At 48.7% G+C, this 16,293-nt stretch carries 15 protein-coding genes; 5 read left to right on the top strand and 10 right to left on the bottom strand.

Features of this window, described 5'->3' with window-relative positions; translation table 11 throughout:
* From ACOJTG_RS07995 to ACOJTG_RS07980, 4 genes are all read right to left on the bottom strand, one after another.
* On the bottom strand, positions 1–869 hold an 869-nt coding region (locus ACOJTG_RS07995), incomplete at its 3' end, for a glutamate-1-semialdehyde 2,1-aminomutase (protein WP_420153326.1).
* A gap of 146 nt (positions 870–1,015) precedes the next feature.
* Complete coding sequence (locus tag ACOJTG_RS07990; RefSeq protein ID WP_420153325.1) at positions 1,016–2,671, bottom strand: ABC transporter substrate-binding protein; 1,656 nt, start codon at positions 2,669–2,671, stop codon at positions 1,016–1,018.
* Positions 2,672–2,822: 151 nt separating this feature from the next.
* On the bottom strand, positions 2,823–4,628 hold the full coding sequence (gene yidC / locus ACOJTG_RS07985) for a membrane protein insertase YidC (RefSeq protein ID WP_420153324.1): 1,806 nt from the start codon (positions 4,626–4,628) through the stop codon (positions 2,823–2,825).
* A gap of 268 nt (positions 4,629–4,896) precedes the next feature.
* A complete protein-coding gene (locus ACOJTG_RS07980) occupies positions 4,897–6,552 on the bottom strand; it encodes a CTP synthase (protein WP_102200439.1) in 1,656 nt (551 codons plus the stop codon).
* A 278-nt stretch (positions 6,553–6,830) separates the two neighbouring features.
* On the opposite strand from ACOJTG_RS07980, the gene ACOJTG_RS07975 reads away from it, so the two are divergent.
* The 4 genes from ACOJTG_RS07975 (at position 6,831) to ACOJTG_RS07960 (ending at position 10,372) form a co-directional block, all read left to right on the top strand.
* On the top strand, positions 6,831–7,211 hold the full coding sequence (locus tag ACOJTG_RS07975) for a hypothetical protein (protein WP_420153323.1): 381 nt from the start codon (positions 6,831–6,833) through the stop codon (positions 7,209–7,211).
* Between the two features lie 144 nt (positions 7,212–7,355).
* On the top strand, positions 7,356–7,679 hold the full coding sequence (locus tag ACOJTG_RS07970; protein WP_420153322.1) for a hypothetical protein: 324 nt from the start codon (positions 7,356–7,358) through the stop codon (positions 7,677–7,679).
* Positions 7,680–7,766: 87 nt separating this feature from the next.
* Positions 7,767–9,974 (top strand): heavy metal translocating P-type ATPase, encoded by a 2,208-nt coding sequence (locus ACOJTG_RS07965; protein ID WP_420153321.1) that lies wholly within the window; start codon positions 7,767–7,769, stop codon positions 9,972–9,974.
* Positions 9,975–10,162: 188 nt separating this feature from the next.
* Positions 10,163–10,372, top strand: coding sequence for a heavy-metal-associated domain-containing protein (locus ACOJTG_RS07960; RefSeq protein WP_094815444.1), 210 nt, complete (start codon positions 10,163–10,165; stop codon positions 10,370–10,372).
* Positions 10,373–10,571: 199 nt separating this feature from the next.
* Here ACOJTG_RS07960 and ACOJTG_RS07955 read toward each other — a convergent pair whose 3' ends face one another.
* Positions 10,572–11,789 carry a saccharopine dehydrogenase family protein gene (locus ACOJTG_RS07955; RefSeq protein ID WP_420153320.1) on the bottom strand — a complete coding sequence of 406 codons (1,218 nt, stop codon included), beginning with the start codon at positions 11,787–11,789 and terminating at the stop codon, positions 10,572–10,574.
* A gap of 152 nt (positions 11,790–11,941) precedes the next feature.
* Positions 11,942–12,394 (bottom strand): hypothetical protein, encoded by a 453-nt coding sequence (locus ACOJTG_RS07950; RefSeq protein WP_094815448.1) that lies wholly within the window; start codon positions 12,392–12,394, stop codon positions 11,942–11,944.
* 134 nt (positions 12,395–12,528) lie between these two features.
* Here ACOJTG_RS07950 and ACOJTG_RS07945 point away from each other — a divergent pair, with 134 nt between their 5' ends.
* Positions 12,529–13,671: a DEAD/DEAH box helicase gene (locus ACOJTG_RS07945; RefSeq protein ID WP_420153319.1), complete on the top strand. Its 1,143-nt coding sequence runs from the start codon at positions 12,529–12,531 to the stop codon at positions 13,669–13,671.
* A gap of 38 nt (positions 13,672–13,709) precedes the next feature.
* Here the strand turns inward: ACOJTG_RS07945 and ACOJTG_RS07940 are convergent, their stop codons facing one another.
* The 4 genes from ACOJTG_RS07940 to ACOJTG_RS07925 form a co-directional block, all read right to left on the bottom strand.
* On the bottom strand, positions 13,710–14,105 hold the full coding sequence (locus ACOJTG_RS07940) for a hypothetical protein (protein ID WP_420153318.1): 396 nt from the start codon (positions 14,103–14,105) through the stop codon (positions 13,710–13,712).
* A 48-nt stretch (positions 14,106–14,153) separates the two neighbouring features.
* Positions 14,154–14,798: a hypothetical protein gene (locus tag ACOJTG_RS07935; protein WP_420153317.1), complete on the bottom strand. Its 645-nt coding sequence runs from the start codon at positions 14,796–14,798 to the stop codon at positions 14,154–14,156.
* 199 nt (positions 14,799–14,997) lie between these two features.
* Positions 14,998–15,432, bottom strand: coding sequence for a hypothetical protein (locus ACOJTG_RS07930; RefSeq protein ID WP_420153316.1), 435 nt, complete (start codon positions 15,430–15,432; stop codon positions 14,998–15,000).
* A 128-nt stretch (positions 15,433–15,560) separates the two neighbouring features.
* Entirely contained in the window at positions 15,561–16,034 is a 474-nt protein-coding gene (locus ACOJTG_RS07925; protein ID WP_420153315.1) for a GyrI-like domain-containing protein, read from the bottom strand.
* Positions 16,035–16,293 lie beyond the last annotated feature (259 nt).

Below are 16,293 nucleotides of genomic sequence, written 5' to 3'. Positions count from 1 at the left end.
CCCGCCGGAGAGACGAAATCCATGATTTCCTTGCGGCCCCCGTAAGCACCTACGGGCATACCGCCGCCAATGATTTTACCCAGCGTAGTTAAATCGGGCTGGACGGACGTGATGCCCTGAAAACCGGAAGCGGAAAGACGGAAGCCCGTCATTACTTCATCAAAAATTAACAGAATTCCTTCGTTGTCACACAGTTCCCGTAAGCCTTCCAGAAAACCGGGCTCGGGTAATACCAGACCCATGTTTCCTACCACGGGTTCCAGGATAATGGCGGCAATCTGGCCTTTGTTGGCCTCTATCAGCGTTTCTACCGAATACAGATCATTGAAGGGAGCCGTCAGCGTATCGTTAGCGACGCCTTTAGTGACTCCTGGACTATCGGGGACGCCCATCGTTACGGCTCCACTGCCGGCGGCAATCAGGAAGCTGTCGCCGTGACCGTGGTAACAACCTTCAAACTTGATCATCTTTTCACGACCCGTAAAGCCACGAGCCACGCGAATGGCCGACATCGTAGCCTCGGTACCGGAATTCACCATCCGAACTTTCTCGATGGAGGGTACCATCGAAATGATGAGTTCGGCCATTTCCACTTCCCGACGGGTAGGAGCCCCGAAGGAAAACGAATGCTGAACCGCATCCGAAACGGCTTTCTGGATCATTTCATTGGCATGGCCCAGAATCATCGGTCCCCAGGAGTTGATCAGTTCGATGTACTGATTATTGTCTTCGTCAATCAAATAAGGCCCTTGGGCTGCTTTGATAAATAGGGGATTGCCACCTACGGCCCGAAACGCCCGTACCGGCGAATTGACGCCACCAGGAATGACCTCTTTGGCTCGTTGGAAAAGTTGTTCAGATGTTGTCATGGAAGCAAGTTGAGTTTTGAGTTTTGGGTTTGGAGTTTTGAGTTGCGTTACTAGGCAAAGCCTAAATTGCTGAAGTGCTTAGTGGCTGAAACGTAAGTCTAGTCGACCTAGGCTTCCAAACTCTAAACCCTAAACTTCAAACGCAATTATTTAACCTGAATAAATTGATAGTTACTGAATTTTAGAACGTTGAAATTTTGATTGTCGGTGGATTGCCGATAGTCAAATCCACCCAGCGTGTAGCCATCCTTGTAGGATTGACTTTTCAGTCCTTTGGTAAAATCGTTACCGTACTTACCCAGCATACGACCGAAAAAGAGCATGGTGTCGTACCCGAGGTAGGCGTAATTGGACGGCAGTGTATTGACTTGCGTCATGTACTTCTGCCGGAAATCCAGGACCGCCGGGTCGGTATCACTGCTAAACATGGAATCAAAGAAGTATATATTCGAACCCGAAAACGTGGATGCCGGAGACGTGTTCGTATTGAAGGCTTCGTAAGGTACCAGCAGGGGGACTCCTAAGTTCGTACTCCGATTCCAGGAAATCACGCCGGGGCCTTCGCCGCTACCCGTAAAAGCAGCCAGAATGTGACCCGGCTTCTTGCCTTTTAATTCAACGGCGAGGCTTTCGCTGCGACCGCGTTTCATGCCCAGTACCTGCACGCCATTCGTTTTTGCTACTTGAGCGTAGGTCGCGGCGAGTAGTGAATCCTGACGCGTATTGCCGTAGGCGATGTACGTGGATTTGGGCGTAAAGCGTTGCGAAAACTGGAAGAGCAGACGAGCCTGTGATTCAACGGAGGGTTGTACCAGATAGGTTTGGTTTTCCAGTAAAGAACTATTCGTCGAAATCGGATTGACGATGGGAATGTTCCGTTCGGCAGCCCAGCTCGTCGCCAGTTCGTACGTAACTGGATACAGCGGTCCAATGAGTACATCCGACTGCTGAAACTGAGGATCTCCGAATACTTTCTGCATACTTTCAGCCGTGTTATCCACTTCATAGGCCAGGACATTGACCGTGATCCCTTCGCTTTGCAGTTTTTTGACGGCCACTCGGATGCCTTCGTACAGATCCACTACGAATTGATTGTTTGCTGAGTTCAGCTCATTCATTCGGAACGGGAAAAGGACGGCAATGGTATAAGCACTTTTCTTGCCTTTCGGTGTCGTAACCACAGGCGTACCTGAGGCGGTTGGAGCCGTACGGGGTTTCAGGGAAAAGCGAGTAGTAAGTCGGGCAGCTAAATCCAGATCGGCCTTATTCGTTGAGTTCCGCTGAATCAGAGCGACCAGATTTTCGGCAATAATGGCATCATTCGGGTACTTGGTATGGAGCTGACGCAGCGTGGAAAGGTTCGTACACTGAGCCAGATAATACGCTTCCAGTGACTCAATGTCCTGCTTCATGCGTGCTTCCGGCAGGCGTTTCAGGGCATCCACACCGGCCGTAAACTGATCTTCTTCCAGGAGCACATTGGCGTACAGGTAGCGGGCATCAGCGATTTTCGACCAGTTGGGGTAACGACTCTCCAGCTGGCGTAAGTAGGTACGGCTTTCGGCCAGTCGATCGCTTTTTAAACAGGCCAGAGCCATGAAGTAGTGACTGTAGGGTGCCAGTTCGTTCTGGTAACGGGCCGAGGTGAGTGGAGCAAAGTACTCGCGGGCCAAATCGTATTTTTTATCGCGAAGAGCCCGTTCGCCCTTCTGGTACGCCTGCTGGTAGTCCGCAGGAGCGGTTTGGGCCAGAACATTCAGCGAGAAAAGGATACTGAAAAAGATGAAGGTAAGTCGAATCATGAATACGTCTTTGGACAAAAGTAAATCAGAATGGACGGTCTTACCAACCGCCCCCAATATTTACGCAAAAGAAAGATACCAATCAAAAAGCCCCTTTCCGGTAGGTCAGGGGCTTTTGTCACGTTAGGCAGGCCATCGGGCCAGTTACCAACTATTTTTTCTTTTTGTTGGCCTGAGCTTCGGCTTGTTTTTTCGCTTCTTCCGCCGCTTTCAACTGTTTTTCGAGCATCTCAGAGAATTTCGATTTTTTCTTTTCTCCGCTCGAAATCTTGCGACGGTTTTCCTCCAGAATAGCTTTGATTTTGTCTTCGTCAACGAAGCGTTTAATCAATTGCTGCTGACCGATCGTGATCAGGTTGGAGACCAGATAGTACCAGGCCAGACCCGCCGGGAAGGAGTTCATGATAAAGAAGAACATGAGCGGCATGATGTAACCCAGCGTACGATAATCTACCGGACCCGGCGTGCTTACCGTCGTCTGGTTGTTGTAGTACGCAAACAGAATGCTGGAACCCGTCATCATTACCGTAAACAAGCTGATGTGATTACCCAGAATCGGTAACGAGAAGCCGAACTTAATCAGGTCATCGTACGATGAAAGGTCATTGGTCCACAGGAAGGGCTGTTGACGCAGCTCAATCAGGTTCGGGAAGAGGAAGAAGACCGACATCAGAATAGGAAGCGTCAGTAATTGCGGTACGCAACCCGATAAAGGATTGACTCCCACCTGCTGGTAGAGCTTCATCTGCTCCTGCTGCATTTTCTGGGCATCGTCGTCGCCAATTTTTTCCTTCAAGGCCGCAAGCTCCGGTTGTAAGACCCGCATCTTCGCCATGGAAATGTAACTCTTGTACGTAAGGGGCGTCAGAATCAGTTTGATAATGAAGACCAGTACAAAAATCAGTACGCCGTAGTTGGAAATAAATCCACCGAGCAAATTGAACAGCGGAACGAATACATATCGGTTCACGGGTTTCAGGAAGGCGTAACCCAGGTACACGTTTTCGTTAAAGTCGGGAGCTACCTGCGTGGTGAGCTGGTAATCGTTGGGGCCAAAGTACAGCTTGAACTTGCCTTTACCCGCCGCCAGATCAGCCGCAGGCAATTGTACTTCGGCTTCCAGCGTCTTCAGATTTTCCTCGTTATTGTCGGGGAAGGCCGTTGATTTCAGCTTTACACCCGAGAGGTTAGTACCTTCACCCACCAAGCCGGATACAAAGTACATCTGCTTGAATGAAAGCCATTTGACGGGTTCTTCCAGCGTCTGCTCTTCCGTACCGGAACTATTCTGGCTCAGGTGATCGAAGGATTCATCCGTGGTTAAGTAGTTGATGGTACTTTCATTCCGCAGTTTATTCACATCTTTCTCTGTACGATCGATGGTGTGTGACCAGAACAGGCGGGCGTTTCCACCGAAATTTTTCGCGTTCAGATCATACCCCAGGGTAAAACCTTTGCCGGGAAGCGTATAGCGTTGCTCGATGGTTTGGCCACTGGCTAGTTGGAGGGTAAAGGCTACCGTGCCCGAACCGTTTTCTGCTACTACCTGGCTTTGATCCGTCGTGTTAAAGAATAACTGACTAGCATCTACTTTGCCGGGGCCGTTGGGCAATTCCAGTCCGAGACGGGAACCCTTCTCGTCGAAAAGATACAGCGGCTTTTGATCGTACGTTTTGTAATTTTTGAGCAGTACTTCCTTAATCCGGCCGCCCTGGGTAGAGAACGTGACGCGAACGTCTTTATTCTCAAGGACTACTTCCTGCGAAGTACCTTTGGCAGCGGATGAGAAGCTACCTAGTGCGGCCGTATCCAGCGTCGCAGCCGTAGAAACATTCTTCTTGGGAACACCCATTTGCTGGGGTTTCTGGGGTTGCGGCTTTTCTTCGGGCATCAGAAACTGGTACCCAAGCAACATGCCAACAATCAATAGCAACCCAATGATGGTATTACGATCCATAAGGATGGTGGGGAGACAACAAGGCTCCGGTGTAATTAGAGTTTAAAAAAATGAGCACGCAAAGTTCGGAAACAATCCCGAAAGCCCTGCGTGCTCGTCCTTTTTTTCCAGTAATAGAATGGAATTAATGTTAAACGGTAACCGACAGTGCCGATTGGTGGCAATAAAACCTAGGACCTAACGGCTTCTCTTTTCTAAAAATACACTTTAGTTAGAATAAGATAACAGGTTAATTGTCAGATACTTATTTCGTTTATTTAGAGCGATTTTATACGCCTACCGTTACCGATTCCCGTTTCGCGAGGGAGTAAGTAAGGGCTGCTTTCACGAAATGTACGAACAGCGGAGCCGGACTCAACACCGTACTTTTATACTCGGGGTGGAACTGCACACCGATAAAGAAGGGGTGAACTTCAGGTTTCAGCTCAATGATTTCGACCAGTTTGCTTTCCGGATTGATACCTGAGGTAACTAGACCAGCAGAGTTCAATTGCTTCAGATACGCATTGTTGAATTCGTACCGGTGGCGGTGACGCTCGGAGATTTTCTTCTTGCCGTAAATCTGATGGGCGAGTGAATCTTTTTGCAGATCACAGGGCCAGGCTCCCAGTCGCATGGTACCGCCTTTGGCTTTGATGGCTTTCTGCTCCTGCATCAGGTCAATGACCGGATTAGGGGTGGAAGGTTCCAGCTCGGAAGACGAAGCACCGGCAATACCCGCTACGTTGCGAGCGTACTCGATGACGGCCATCTGCATACCTAAGCAAATACCGAAGAACGGAATCTTATTCTCGCGGGCGAGTTGTACCGCCCGGATTTTTCCTTCCAGACCCCGCTCACCAAAACCCGGAGCTACCAGAATACCATCCAGATTGAGCAATTGCTCAATGACTTCTTCCTGTTCCAGGGTTTCCGAAGAAATCCATTCTACCTTAACCCGGCACTCGTTTTCAGCACCGGCGTGGATGAAGGCTTCCGCAATGGATTTGTAGGCGTCTTTCAGTTCGACGTACTTACCTACGAGACCTACCGTAATCTGGTCCGTTGGGTTTTTGTACTTGCCGAGGAAGTCTTTCCAGGAATCCAGATCGGGTTCCTGATCGTTGTACAGATTGAGTTTGTACAAAGCCCGCTGATCGAGCTTTTCCTTTTTCATCAACAGCGGCACATCGTAGATGGTCTCGGCGTCGATGGACTCGATTACGTCGTTAGGCTGTACGTTGCAGAAGAGAGCGATCTTGCGACGCATATCCTGCGGAATCGGATGCTCGGTACGACAAACCAGAATGTCGGCTTGAATACCGGACTCCGAAAGCGTACGAACCGAGTGTTGCGTCGGTTTGGTTTTCAATTCACCCGCCGAACTCAGGTACGGAACCAGTGTCAGGTGAATGAAGAGCGTATTGTTCTCGCCCAGTTCATACTTCAGCTGACGGGCAGCTTCGATGATGGGTAAGGATTCAATATCACCCACGCAACCGCCAATCTCAGTAATGACAATGTCAAAATTACCCGTCGTACCCAACGCCGTAATGCAGCGTTTGATTTCGTCGGTAATGTGAGGCACCACCTGTACCGTTTTGCCGAGGTACTTGCCCTCGCGTTCGGCCATGATGACGTTGTAGTAGATACGGCCCGTCGTCACGTTGTTATCCTGTGACGTGGGAACGTTCAGAAAGCGTTCGTAGTGACCTAGATCTAGGTCCGTTTCGGCTCCATCATCGGTAACGTAACATTCCCCGTGCTCATACGGATTGAGCGTACCGGGATCGACGTTAATGTAAGGATCGATTTTCTGAATAGTAACGGAAAGACCCCTGGCTTGCAGAAGTTTAGCTAACGAGGAGGCGACAATGCCTTTGCCGAGAGAAGATGCAACCCCGCCCGTAACAAAGATATATTTCGTCGGTTTGGCCGTGGACATGACGACGTGTATGATTTGTGTACGGGATACAAAGATAATAGCAAAAGTTTAGAGTTTCCGGTTTTCGGTTGACAGTTTTTTTACCTGGAGTACTTAAAAAATTGGCCATCAGCCGATTGGGAGCTGAATAAAAAATGAAAATAAAGAAATGGCTTTCCAACGCCAACACTTAGGTCTGGGTCTTGGTGAAAAAAGGGGAATCAATGAAAAAAGCTACTTTTATTCTGTTGATACTGGCTATGGGCTGTCAAAAAAACAAATCCGTTGAGCCGATGCTTATGTCTTGTTTGGCAGAGAATGCTGCTACGGATGTCAAAACGTTTCGACAGCAATTGTTGGGAACGTGGAAACTTGTTTATACGAGTTCGTCCGTTACGAATTATACCGCTCCGGTACCGAACGTGGAAATGATTTTCGCCGATACGAATCACATTGAAGTTCGAAAAGATAAAAGTGTGCTGTACAAAGGAAGTTATCAGCTTATTAAACTAGAGAGCGGCGTTGCCATTGCTGATTCGTTAGGCCTTGCCAGGTACGGAACCAGACCTGACAATTACTTAAGTGGGCGATTATTTCTATGCCCTGAAGCGATGCAGATTGATTTGGCTATAGGATCCTACGTGGACGTACCTAATCGTCTGTTTAAACGTTTGCAATAAAGCTGGAAGATACCAGACAAAAAAAGAAAGACCCCAGCCATAAGCAGTCGGGGTCTTTTTGTTGGTGTATGTGGGTCAAACGGCACTTCTTACCCTGAAATTGTGTTACTGAAAAATAAGCTCATAATTTTCCATGAATGTGCTATGAATCAGCAACCTATTTATGAACTCAGTATTCAGCCCTATCCCGCTTTACCCGATCAGCGGCGGCGGGATGCGTCCCTGGTGTACTTTTCTAACCTGAAAAAAACGGTAGAATTTTTGTTAACTACGCTGAACATTCACGGCTGGGAACCCCAGGTGAGTTACTCAACGATTTACCGTAATTTACAATTACGGGATAAGTTCTGGCAGGATTATGAAGTGAGTGGGGTGAAGTTTTTCCGAGTGGTCATATCCAAGCAAATCCTAAATCCGGTACTGCCCGCCGTGGAGATGGAAGATTACCCGCGTAAACCCCGACGCTAGTGGCAAAACTATGCAAATTCCTTCCGGAAAGCTGTAATGCCGATGTACGCCAGGAAGCCGAACTTTGTATCTGTAATGGAAGTAGTCATGGAAACGCTTGAAACATCCACCGAATCTTTACGTATACCCGTCACGGGCATGAGCTGTGCGGCCTGTGCCCAAAGCGTGGAAACCATACTGACGAAACAGCCCGGCGTAGAAAAAACGACGGTCAATTTCGCCGACGAATCTGCCCGTATTGTTTTTGATCCGCAGCAAACGTCCCTTGAAAGGCTACAAAAGGCCGTACAGGGCATTGGTTATGGGTTGATTATTGATGCAGAAAATGCCCAGGAAAAGCAGGCCGAATACAAAGAAAATCGCCTCAAAACATTACAGTCTAACCTGATCTGGTCGGCCATACTGACGATTCCGGTGGTAGTACTGGGGATGGTATGGATGGACTGGCCGCCCGCCAATTACCTCATGTGGGGACTAAGTACACCGGTACTTTTCTGGTTTGGGCGGAAGTTCTTTGTCAATGCCGTCAAGCAGGCCCGCTTTGGGCAAACTTCCATGGATACGCTGGTAGCGATGAGTACAGGTATTGCCTATGCGTTCAGCGTATTTAATACGGTATATCCGGAATTCTGGCATCAACGGGGATTGCATCCACACGTATATTTTGAAGCAGCGGCGGTCGTAGTGACATTTATTCTGCTGGGCAAATGGCTGGAAGAACGGGCTAAGTCCAATACGTCTTCGGCCATCAAAAAACTAATGGGGCTGCAACCGCAGACGGTCATACGGATTGAAAACGGCGAAGAAGTACAGGTGCTACTCGCTGAAGTAGGCGTGGGCGATCGTCTGCTGGTACGGCCCGGTGATAAGATACCCGTGGATGGGCAGGTCAAATCAGGCCAGTCGTACGTCGATGAGAGTATGATTTCGGGGGAACCCATTCCCGTTGAAAAAACGAAGGGAACCAAGGTATTTGCCGGAACCGTCAATCAGCAGGGGAGTTTTCATTTCATTGCTCAGAAAGTGGGCAGCGATACCTTACTGGCTCAGATCATCCGGCAGGTACAGGAAGCTCAGGGGAGTAAGGCTCCCATTCAGCGGCTGGTTGATAAAATTGCGGGCATTTTCGTTCCAGTAGTTTTGGGAATCGCCGTACTAACGTTTCTGATCTGGTGGTTACTAGGTGGCGAAAACGCTCTGACGTATGCCCTGTTGAATGCCGTCACGGTACTGGTCATTGCCTGTCCCTGTGCTCTGGGACTGGCCACGCCCACGGCGATTATGGTTGGGGTAGGCAAGGGAGCCGAAAACGGTATTCTGATCAAAGATGCCGAAAGTCTGGAGCGAGCCTACCGAATGAATACGCTTATTCTGGATAAAACGGGAACGATTACCGAAGGCAAGCCCAGCGTAACGGATAGCCAATGGAGCGACGAAGCCTGGAAACCCGTCTTACTAGGCCTGGAAAGTCAATCGACGCATCCACTGGCTCAAGCCATAGTACAATTCCTGAAAGCAGAGAAAGTAAAACCAGCCGCGGTATCGGCTTTGGAAAACATACCCGGGAAGGGCATCCGCGGTCAGGTAGAAGGCGTAGTTTTTCGGGCAGGAAGTCCCCGCTGGATGGAAGCCGAAGGCATAGTACTAGATCATTGGCCGATACAGCAGTGGCAGAATCAGGCTCGCACGGTGATTGTATTGGCTCGGGAGCAGAAGGTATTGGCCGTACTGGCGATCAACGACCCCATCAAAGCCCATTCAAAAGAAGCCATTACGCAGTTGCGAAAACAAGGCGTGCAGGTACTCATGCTGACGGGCGATAATGCCCAGACGGCCGCTCAGGTGGCGGCAGAAGTGGGGGTGACCGAATTCCGGGCGGAAGTCTTGCCCGGTGATAAAGCCGAGGTAGTGAAAGCATACCAGAGCCAGGGAAAGGTAGTCGCCATGGTAGGTGACGGCATCAATGACTCGCAGGCTCTGGCTCAGGCCGACGTAAGCATTGCGATGGGTCACGGCTCGGACGTGGCGATGGACGTAGCAAAAATGACGCTGATTTCGGGGGACTTGCTGCAATTACCGAAAGCACTACGAATTTCCCGACTGACGGTACACGCCATTCGACAGAACCTGTTCTGGGCCTTCATTTACAATATCATCGGTATTCCCATTGCCGCCGGGGTATTGTACCCATTGAACGGATTTTTATTGAATCCAATGATCGCCGGAGCAGCCATGGCCCTGAGTTCAGTATCCGTCGTGATGAATAGTCTGCGACTGAAGTACCGGAGGGTGTAACGGTTAATTTTGAATGATAGAATGAGTGAATAAATAAATGATTGAGAGAGTAGGTTAGATGTTTTTAGAGGACTAATGAGTAAGGTGCTTAACTGGAAACAGAAGACTATAAACTGCAAACTAATTCTAGGATTTAACTGAAAACAAAAACACAAACCGTAGCGGCGGACCCGCTGAAAACTAAACACATGGAAACGATTCAATTCAAAACCAATATCAATTGCAGCAATTGCGTAGCCAAAGTTTCTCCGTTTCTTAATCAGGAAGATTCGATTGACAACTGGAAAGTGGACACCAATAATCCGGATAAAATTCTGACGGTAGAAGGAGAGGAGCTGGAAGCCGCAACCGTCATCCAAACTGTCGAAAAAGCTGGATTCAAGGCGGAGTTGCAATAATATGAGGCAGGTTCTTACCTGCCTTCATTGTATAACTATGGGTGAGAGTACGGCAGTTGGAAACTGCCAAAGGGCGGGTACAGGTTTGGAAACCTGCAGTCGCAAACGGTACCAGTCTAGCCCCATATATAATGCGGGGATCAAGAATAACACCCATCAAACAAAAAAGCCGATTCCCTAAAGAATCGGCTTTTTTATTCTATTGCTCTACAGACAACGGTTCATTCACCGCTTCGTGCCAGGGCAAACCATGTTTATTCAACAAATCCATAAACGGATCGGGGTCCATCTGCTCACAGTTCCAGACGCCGGGTTGCATCCAAACGCCGTCGCACATCAGCTTGGCTCCGATCATGGCGGGAACACCCGTCGTGTAGCTTACGCCCTGAGCCTGCGTATCCTTGTAGGCATCCTGGTGCTTGCAGTTGTTCCAAACGAAGTAGGTTTTTTCCTGACCATCTTTACCAATACCCCGAATCTGGCAACCGATGGACGTTTCACCCGTATAGTTTTCGCCCAGCGTACCAGGTTCGGGAAGTAAAGCTTTCAGGAACTCCAGCGGAACAACATCCATACCTTGGAACTTGATAGGCTGAATGCTGGTCATACCTACGTTTTCAAGCACCTGCAAGTGGGTAATGTACTGTTGACCAAACGTCATCCAGAAACGGGCCCGCTTCAGCGTTGGGAAGTTCTTCACCAAGGATTCCAGTTCTTCGTGGTACAGAACATAACTTTCTTTAAGACCAACGTTCGGGTATTCGATGGGCTTATGGACGCTCATGGCGGGGATTTCCACCCATTCGCCACTCTCCCAGTACCGACCCGGCTGCGTAATTTCCCGGATGTTGATTTCGGGGTTAAAGTTGGTAGCAAAGGCTTTTCCGTGATCACCGGCATTGCAGTCCACGATGTCGAGGTACTGCATTTCCGAGAACTGATGCTTATTCGCATACGCTGTAAACACCTGCGTTACGCCCGGATCAAAACCGCAACCCAGCAAGGCCATCAGTCCAGCTTTCTGGAAGCGATCCTGATAGGCCCATTGCCAGGAGTACTCGAACTTCGCTACGTCTTTGGGCTCGTAGTTGGCCGTATCCAGGTAATGCACACCCGTTTCCAGACAGGCATCCATGATGGTCAGATCCTGGTAGGGCAGAGCCACGTTAATGACCATGAAGGGTTTGAAGTCGTTGATCAAAGCAACCAGCTCAGCTACATTGTCAGCGTCTACCTGGGCCGTCTGAATGGGCGTAGGGAGGCCATGCTCACGAGCTTCGGCGGCAATTTTATCACACTTGGACTTGGTACGCGAGGCCAGCAGGATTTCGCTAAAAGAATCCGGATTCATGGCTACTTTCTTAGCAACCACATTGCCTACGCCACCGGCACCAATAATTAAAACTTTCTTGCTCATTTTCAGTAGTGTATGAACGATACGTGATGGAAAAGTTCGGTTTTAGATGATGAAAAAGTGAAAATACAGGCTTTAAAAAGGGTATTCCCACGGCATTTCCGGCTCACTGGCCGCAAAAATAGTAGTTCCGTTGGAAATGGATGGCTTTCAACTCAGGATCGCAAAAAATTATAACACCAAACCACGCCAGCAACGAAAAAATAATGGGCGAGGAAAATGGCCGTCAGGTACGCTGAAAGTTTCAAATCCGGCGATTTCGGGTGGATTTTAAAGAAAGACCACCAGAAAATGACCGCCAGAATACCGCTCACGGTACCTAAAATCAGGATACCCCAGAGATTGGGCTGCAGGATTTCTTCCGACCAAAGCCAGCCGTACGCCAGTGCAAAGGCAAAGCCTACTGCATAGTGAGCAACGGTCCCTACCGCAACGGCCAGTGGTGAATACGACAGTTCACCCGAAGGCTTGGTTTGAAACGTCAGAAGCGTTCCTAAGACATTAATAACTTTCGTTTTGTAACCCGTCAGAAAACTCATCAGGTACATAAACAACGTCATGAGCGACGTGCCAGCAATGCTGGCAACCAGAAGTTCGAAGATATTCATAGGTGGAATGGATCGTTTTTCAGGGAAAAAGAAAGAACTGTTCCACTAAAGCTTAACAGGGGATGCTTTGACCCCATCCGCCCCTGCTCTGAATAATCCGTCGTATATTTGGCCTTTCATCGTACCCGAATTCTATGTCATTTGCCAATCTTGGTCTTTCCGAACCCCTGCTGAAAGCGATCGCTGAACAGCAGTATACCCAAGCATATCCCATTCAAAAAGAAGCGATTCCGGCGATTCTGGCGGGAAAAGACCTCTTTGGGATTGCGAAAACCGGTTCGGGAAAAACGGCCAGTTTTGCTTTGCCCATTCTGGAACTCTTTCAGCAGAAGCCTTCGACTCGCAACCGTTCGCCCAAGGCCCTGGTACTGGTGCCCACCCGTGAGCTGGCGATGCAGATTGCCGAAGTTTTTCAGACGTTTAGTACCCGCCTTCCCCGAAAAATAAGAACGCTGGCTGTATACGGAGGGGTGTCGATCAATCCCCAGATGAAGGCGATGTTGGGTACGGAGATTCTGGTAGCCACGCCGGGTCGTCTGCTGGATTTGATGCAGAACAAAGCCGTATCGCTGGCTGAAGTAGAAATGCTGGTACTCGATGAAGCGGATAAAATGCTGAATCTGGGTTTTGCGGAGGAAATGAAGCAAATCTTTGCTCGCTTACCCCGTAAACGGCAGAGCCTACTATTTTCGGCTACGCTGGGCGATGCGATTGAAGGGATTAACCAGCAATTGCTGAATAATCCGGTAAAAATTGAGATTGTCGAAGAAGAACAAAACCTGGATCTGATTCAGCAGGTGGCGTATCGGGTTTCTGAGGAACGCAAAGGTCCTTTCCTGCGGTATTTGATCAAGAGTCAGGACATGAATCAGGTACTGGTCTTCGTATCCTCTACGCGTACGGCGGACAATCTGGTCGTGAAACTGAATAAAAACGGCATTCAGGCGTACGCCATGCACAGTCAGAAAAGTCAGGGAGCCCGGGTGCAGGCCCTAAACCGATTCAAATCCGGAGAAATCCGGGTACTGGTGGCAACGGATCTGATTGGCCGGGGAATCGACATTCAGTTTCTTCCCTACGTAATTAATTACGAATTACCCCGTTCGCCCAAGGATTACGTACACCGGATCGGCCGTACTGGTCGAGCAGAAGCCTCCGGCGAAGCGATTTCACTCATCACCCCTGAGGACGAACATCACTTCAAAATTATTCAGAAGAAGATGGGAAAACGCGTTGAACTACGCGAAAGTGATGAAGTGAATTTACACGGGTATTGATTCGCTACTTTACACGTATTCTGGTAGTCGGCCCGGATTTATTCCACCCGAATGGAATCGGTTTGTACGGGAAAGGGGGGCTTGTTGGTATGAATAATATAAGTTCCTTTTTGTAGTGGTACAAACGTGAAGAGGGTATCGGTTACGACCACTGCCTGTGAACATACTTCGTTACGGTTGACATACCCTGCGTTAGCCTGTAAACGATAGGTAAACTCACTTTCTTTTTCCAGTAACAGGTTCATGTCCTGATAACAAGGGCTAGGTTCTTCGACCCGAACTTTTATAGAAATCGGTTTGGAAACCTGACCCGTTTTAGGGATTTGGATTACTGCGGCAAAAACGGGTTCGATCCGAAGGGTAAACGAATCAATAGAACGCTCACAGGCCGTCAGACTCAGGGTGGTGAGGAGTACCAGCCAATACTTTTTCATCAACGATATAATTCAAAACTTGGTAGATTGAAGGATTAAGAGGCTTGCTTACGGGCAGGACTGATTATAGAAAACCACGCGTTCACCCAATTCTTTCCAATCCCGACGCGTCGCCTTCGGAAAACGCTCCAGGAACGCAGGACAATCGGACATCGCTTTTTCGTGAATCTGCTCAATGTCAGTTGGACGAGCCAAGAAAAACTCAAGGTTGTTTTTCATCAGAATATAGCTGAGGTCCTGTTCCCGGCTAATGGTGAAATTGCCGAAGGTAAATCCCGGCGAATTTTTCCAACCCGAAGGATCGAAATACAGAGCCAAAGGACCGTCCGCTGGCGTCAATCGTTCCAGTAATACTGATTTATCAGTTCTCGGATTCGTAACGCGTTCAAACAGTACATACTCGCGTTCGCGGGGAATGCTGCCCGTTTGGTAGGCGAAATCAGGAATTTGCTGGGCAATCACTCGTAATTCATGGCCCTTGAATTTCTGCTTTTCGTGATCCGGGATTTGTACGATTACGCTGGTGGGCGAATCATTGGCAAGTGAAACAATGTGAACTTCACCCACCAGGGTATCTCCCCGGGTAGTGATAACGAAACCTTCTACTGGTTGTGTAATGGCCCCAAGAGGCTGATACTGAGCCCGAGCGATGGTACTGACCAGCAGGGCTAACGTGACAAGAAAATAGTTCATGGCTTTTACGTACCCAAAGGTAGTAGGGCTGATGAATAGCTTACAGACGAACCTGACTGAACTGATAAAACTATCGTCTGAACTGTACTAACCAAAGGAATAAATGGGGACTAGTTAAGAAAAAGCCCGGTACGAACCAGGCTGATTATAAAATAGATAGGGCCTAGTGGCTCTGTATTCGCGTACTGAGGACCACGCTTTAGTTTTTAACGCGAACATACTTCTCCACGATAACGTGGTTAATACCCATTTCCTTCACTTCTTCCTTGCCCGTCTGAATAAGCGTATCCTGTTTAATTTCTACGGTAAAATCAAAACTTTTTCCCTCGTACGGTCGGTAACTACAGTATTCTACCCGTTCGGTATATCGGTCTCCTTCGTGCGTATAGGTACCACCTCCGGCTACGAACGAGGCTGTCGTAGAATCTTTCCCGCCGTTTGTATCGTGATTCAGGAAGGAAAAATGAGTCGCATTCAGAATTTTGATCATTTTCTTACCGGACCAGTCATCCGTAGTGGTTCGACCATTTTCGATTTTGGCGGAAGATACCAGTTGCCAGGTTCCCTGAAGGTCAGAATAGGATTGACAGGCGGTCAGGCTTAGTAGAACAAAGCCAGCAAGGAGAAATTTCATCGGTTTAGATAGGTTTGAGAACGGAGGCGAAGTAACGAAAAAATTAGCTCACACCGATTTGTAATCGGGGTGGAATGGTTTCGCGTCTGAGAGGCTTAACCAAAAATACCCCGATCATTCTATGGCGGTTAGAAATCGGTGTGAGCAGAGTCGTTTAGGGCGATATAAATAGCGACAGCTTCGTCCTCTGGATTATTGGTCATGTATACTTCAAAGTCAGTGGTGTAGTTTCGGTTGAGGTCCATGTTCCAGATTCTTAGCCACTGCTGATAGACAATGCCTTCGCTGAGTTTTCCCGCTGTCTTAAATACGCCGTAGGTGCCGCCTGCTACCGTCTTCCCCACAAATCCTTCCGGAACATGGTCCAGCGAACGAACTTTACAGCCGAGTAGAGCAGTATAGGGCCTGGTATGGTCCAACTCGTAATTCGTGTAGAGACAGTGTAGGGTGGATTCTAGTTTGTCAGGAATCTGATTGATGAGACTTTCCGATAGAAATTGCTTCCATAAAGTGCCCAAATCCAGGGCTGCCTGACCGTTTTCATTCGTCGTGCGAACGGCGAGGCCCACAAAATAGAAAGGTTCGATGGTGACGATGTCCATAAGCGATAAGATAGTTGAATGACATCGCAAAGGAGCGAGGCAGCAATGACAACTGTATGTCAGTAGGGAAATGGAAGTTTGCAAAAGTCGCTTATCCCGATTTGTAACCGTCATGGAATGATCGGGATGGAGGGGTTTCGCGTCAGAGACGCTTGACCAAATACGCCCCGATTGTAAATCGGGGCGAGCAGCAGGTAGCGTGGCTTCGCGTCGCAGATTCTATTTACTGACTAGACTTATTGTTGAAAAAGTCTTTTTG

The sequence above is a fragment of the Siphonobacter sp. genome (assembly GCF_048595215.1).
Taxonomy (GTDB): domain Bacteria; phylum Bacteroidota; class Bacteroidia; order Cytophagales; family Spirosomataceae; genus Siphonobacter.
Note: the sequence above shows the minus strand (reverse complement) of the source record. Positions and strands in the feature narration are given on the sequence as shown.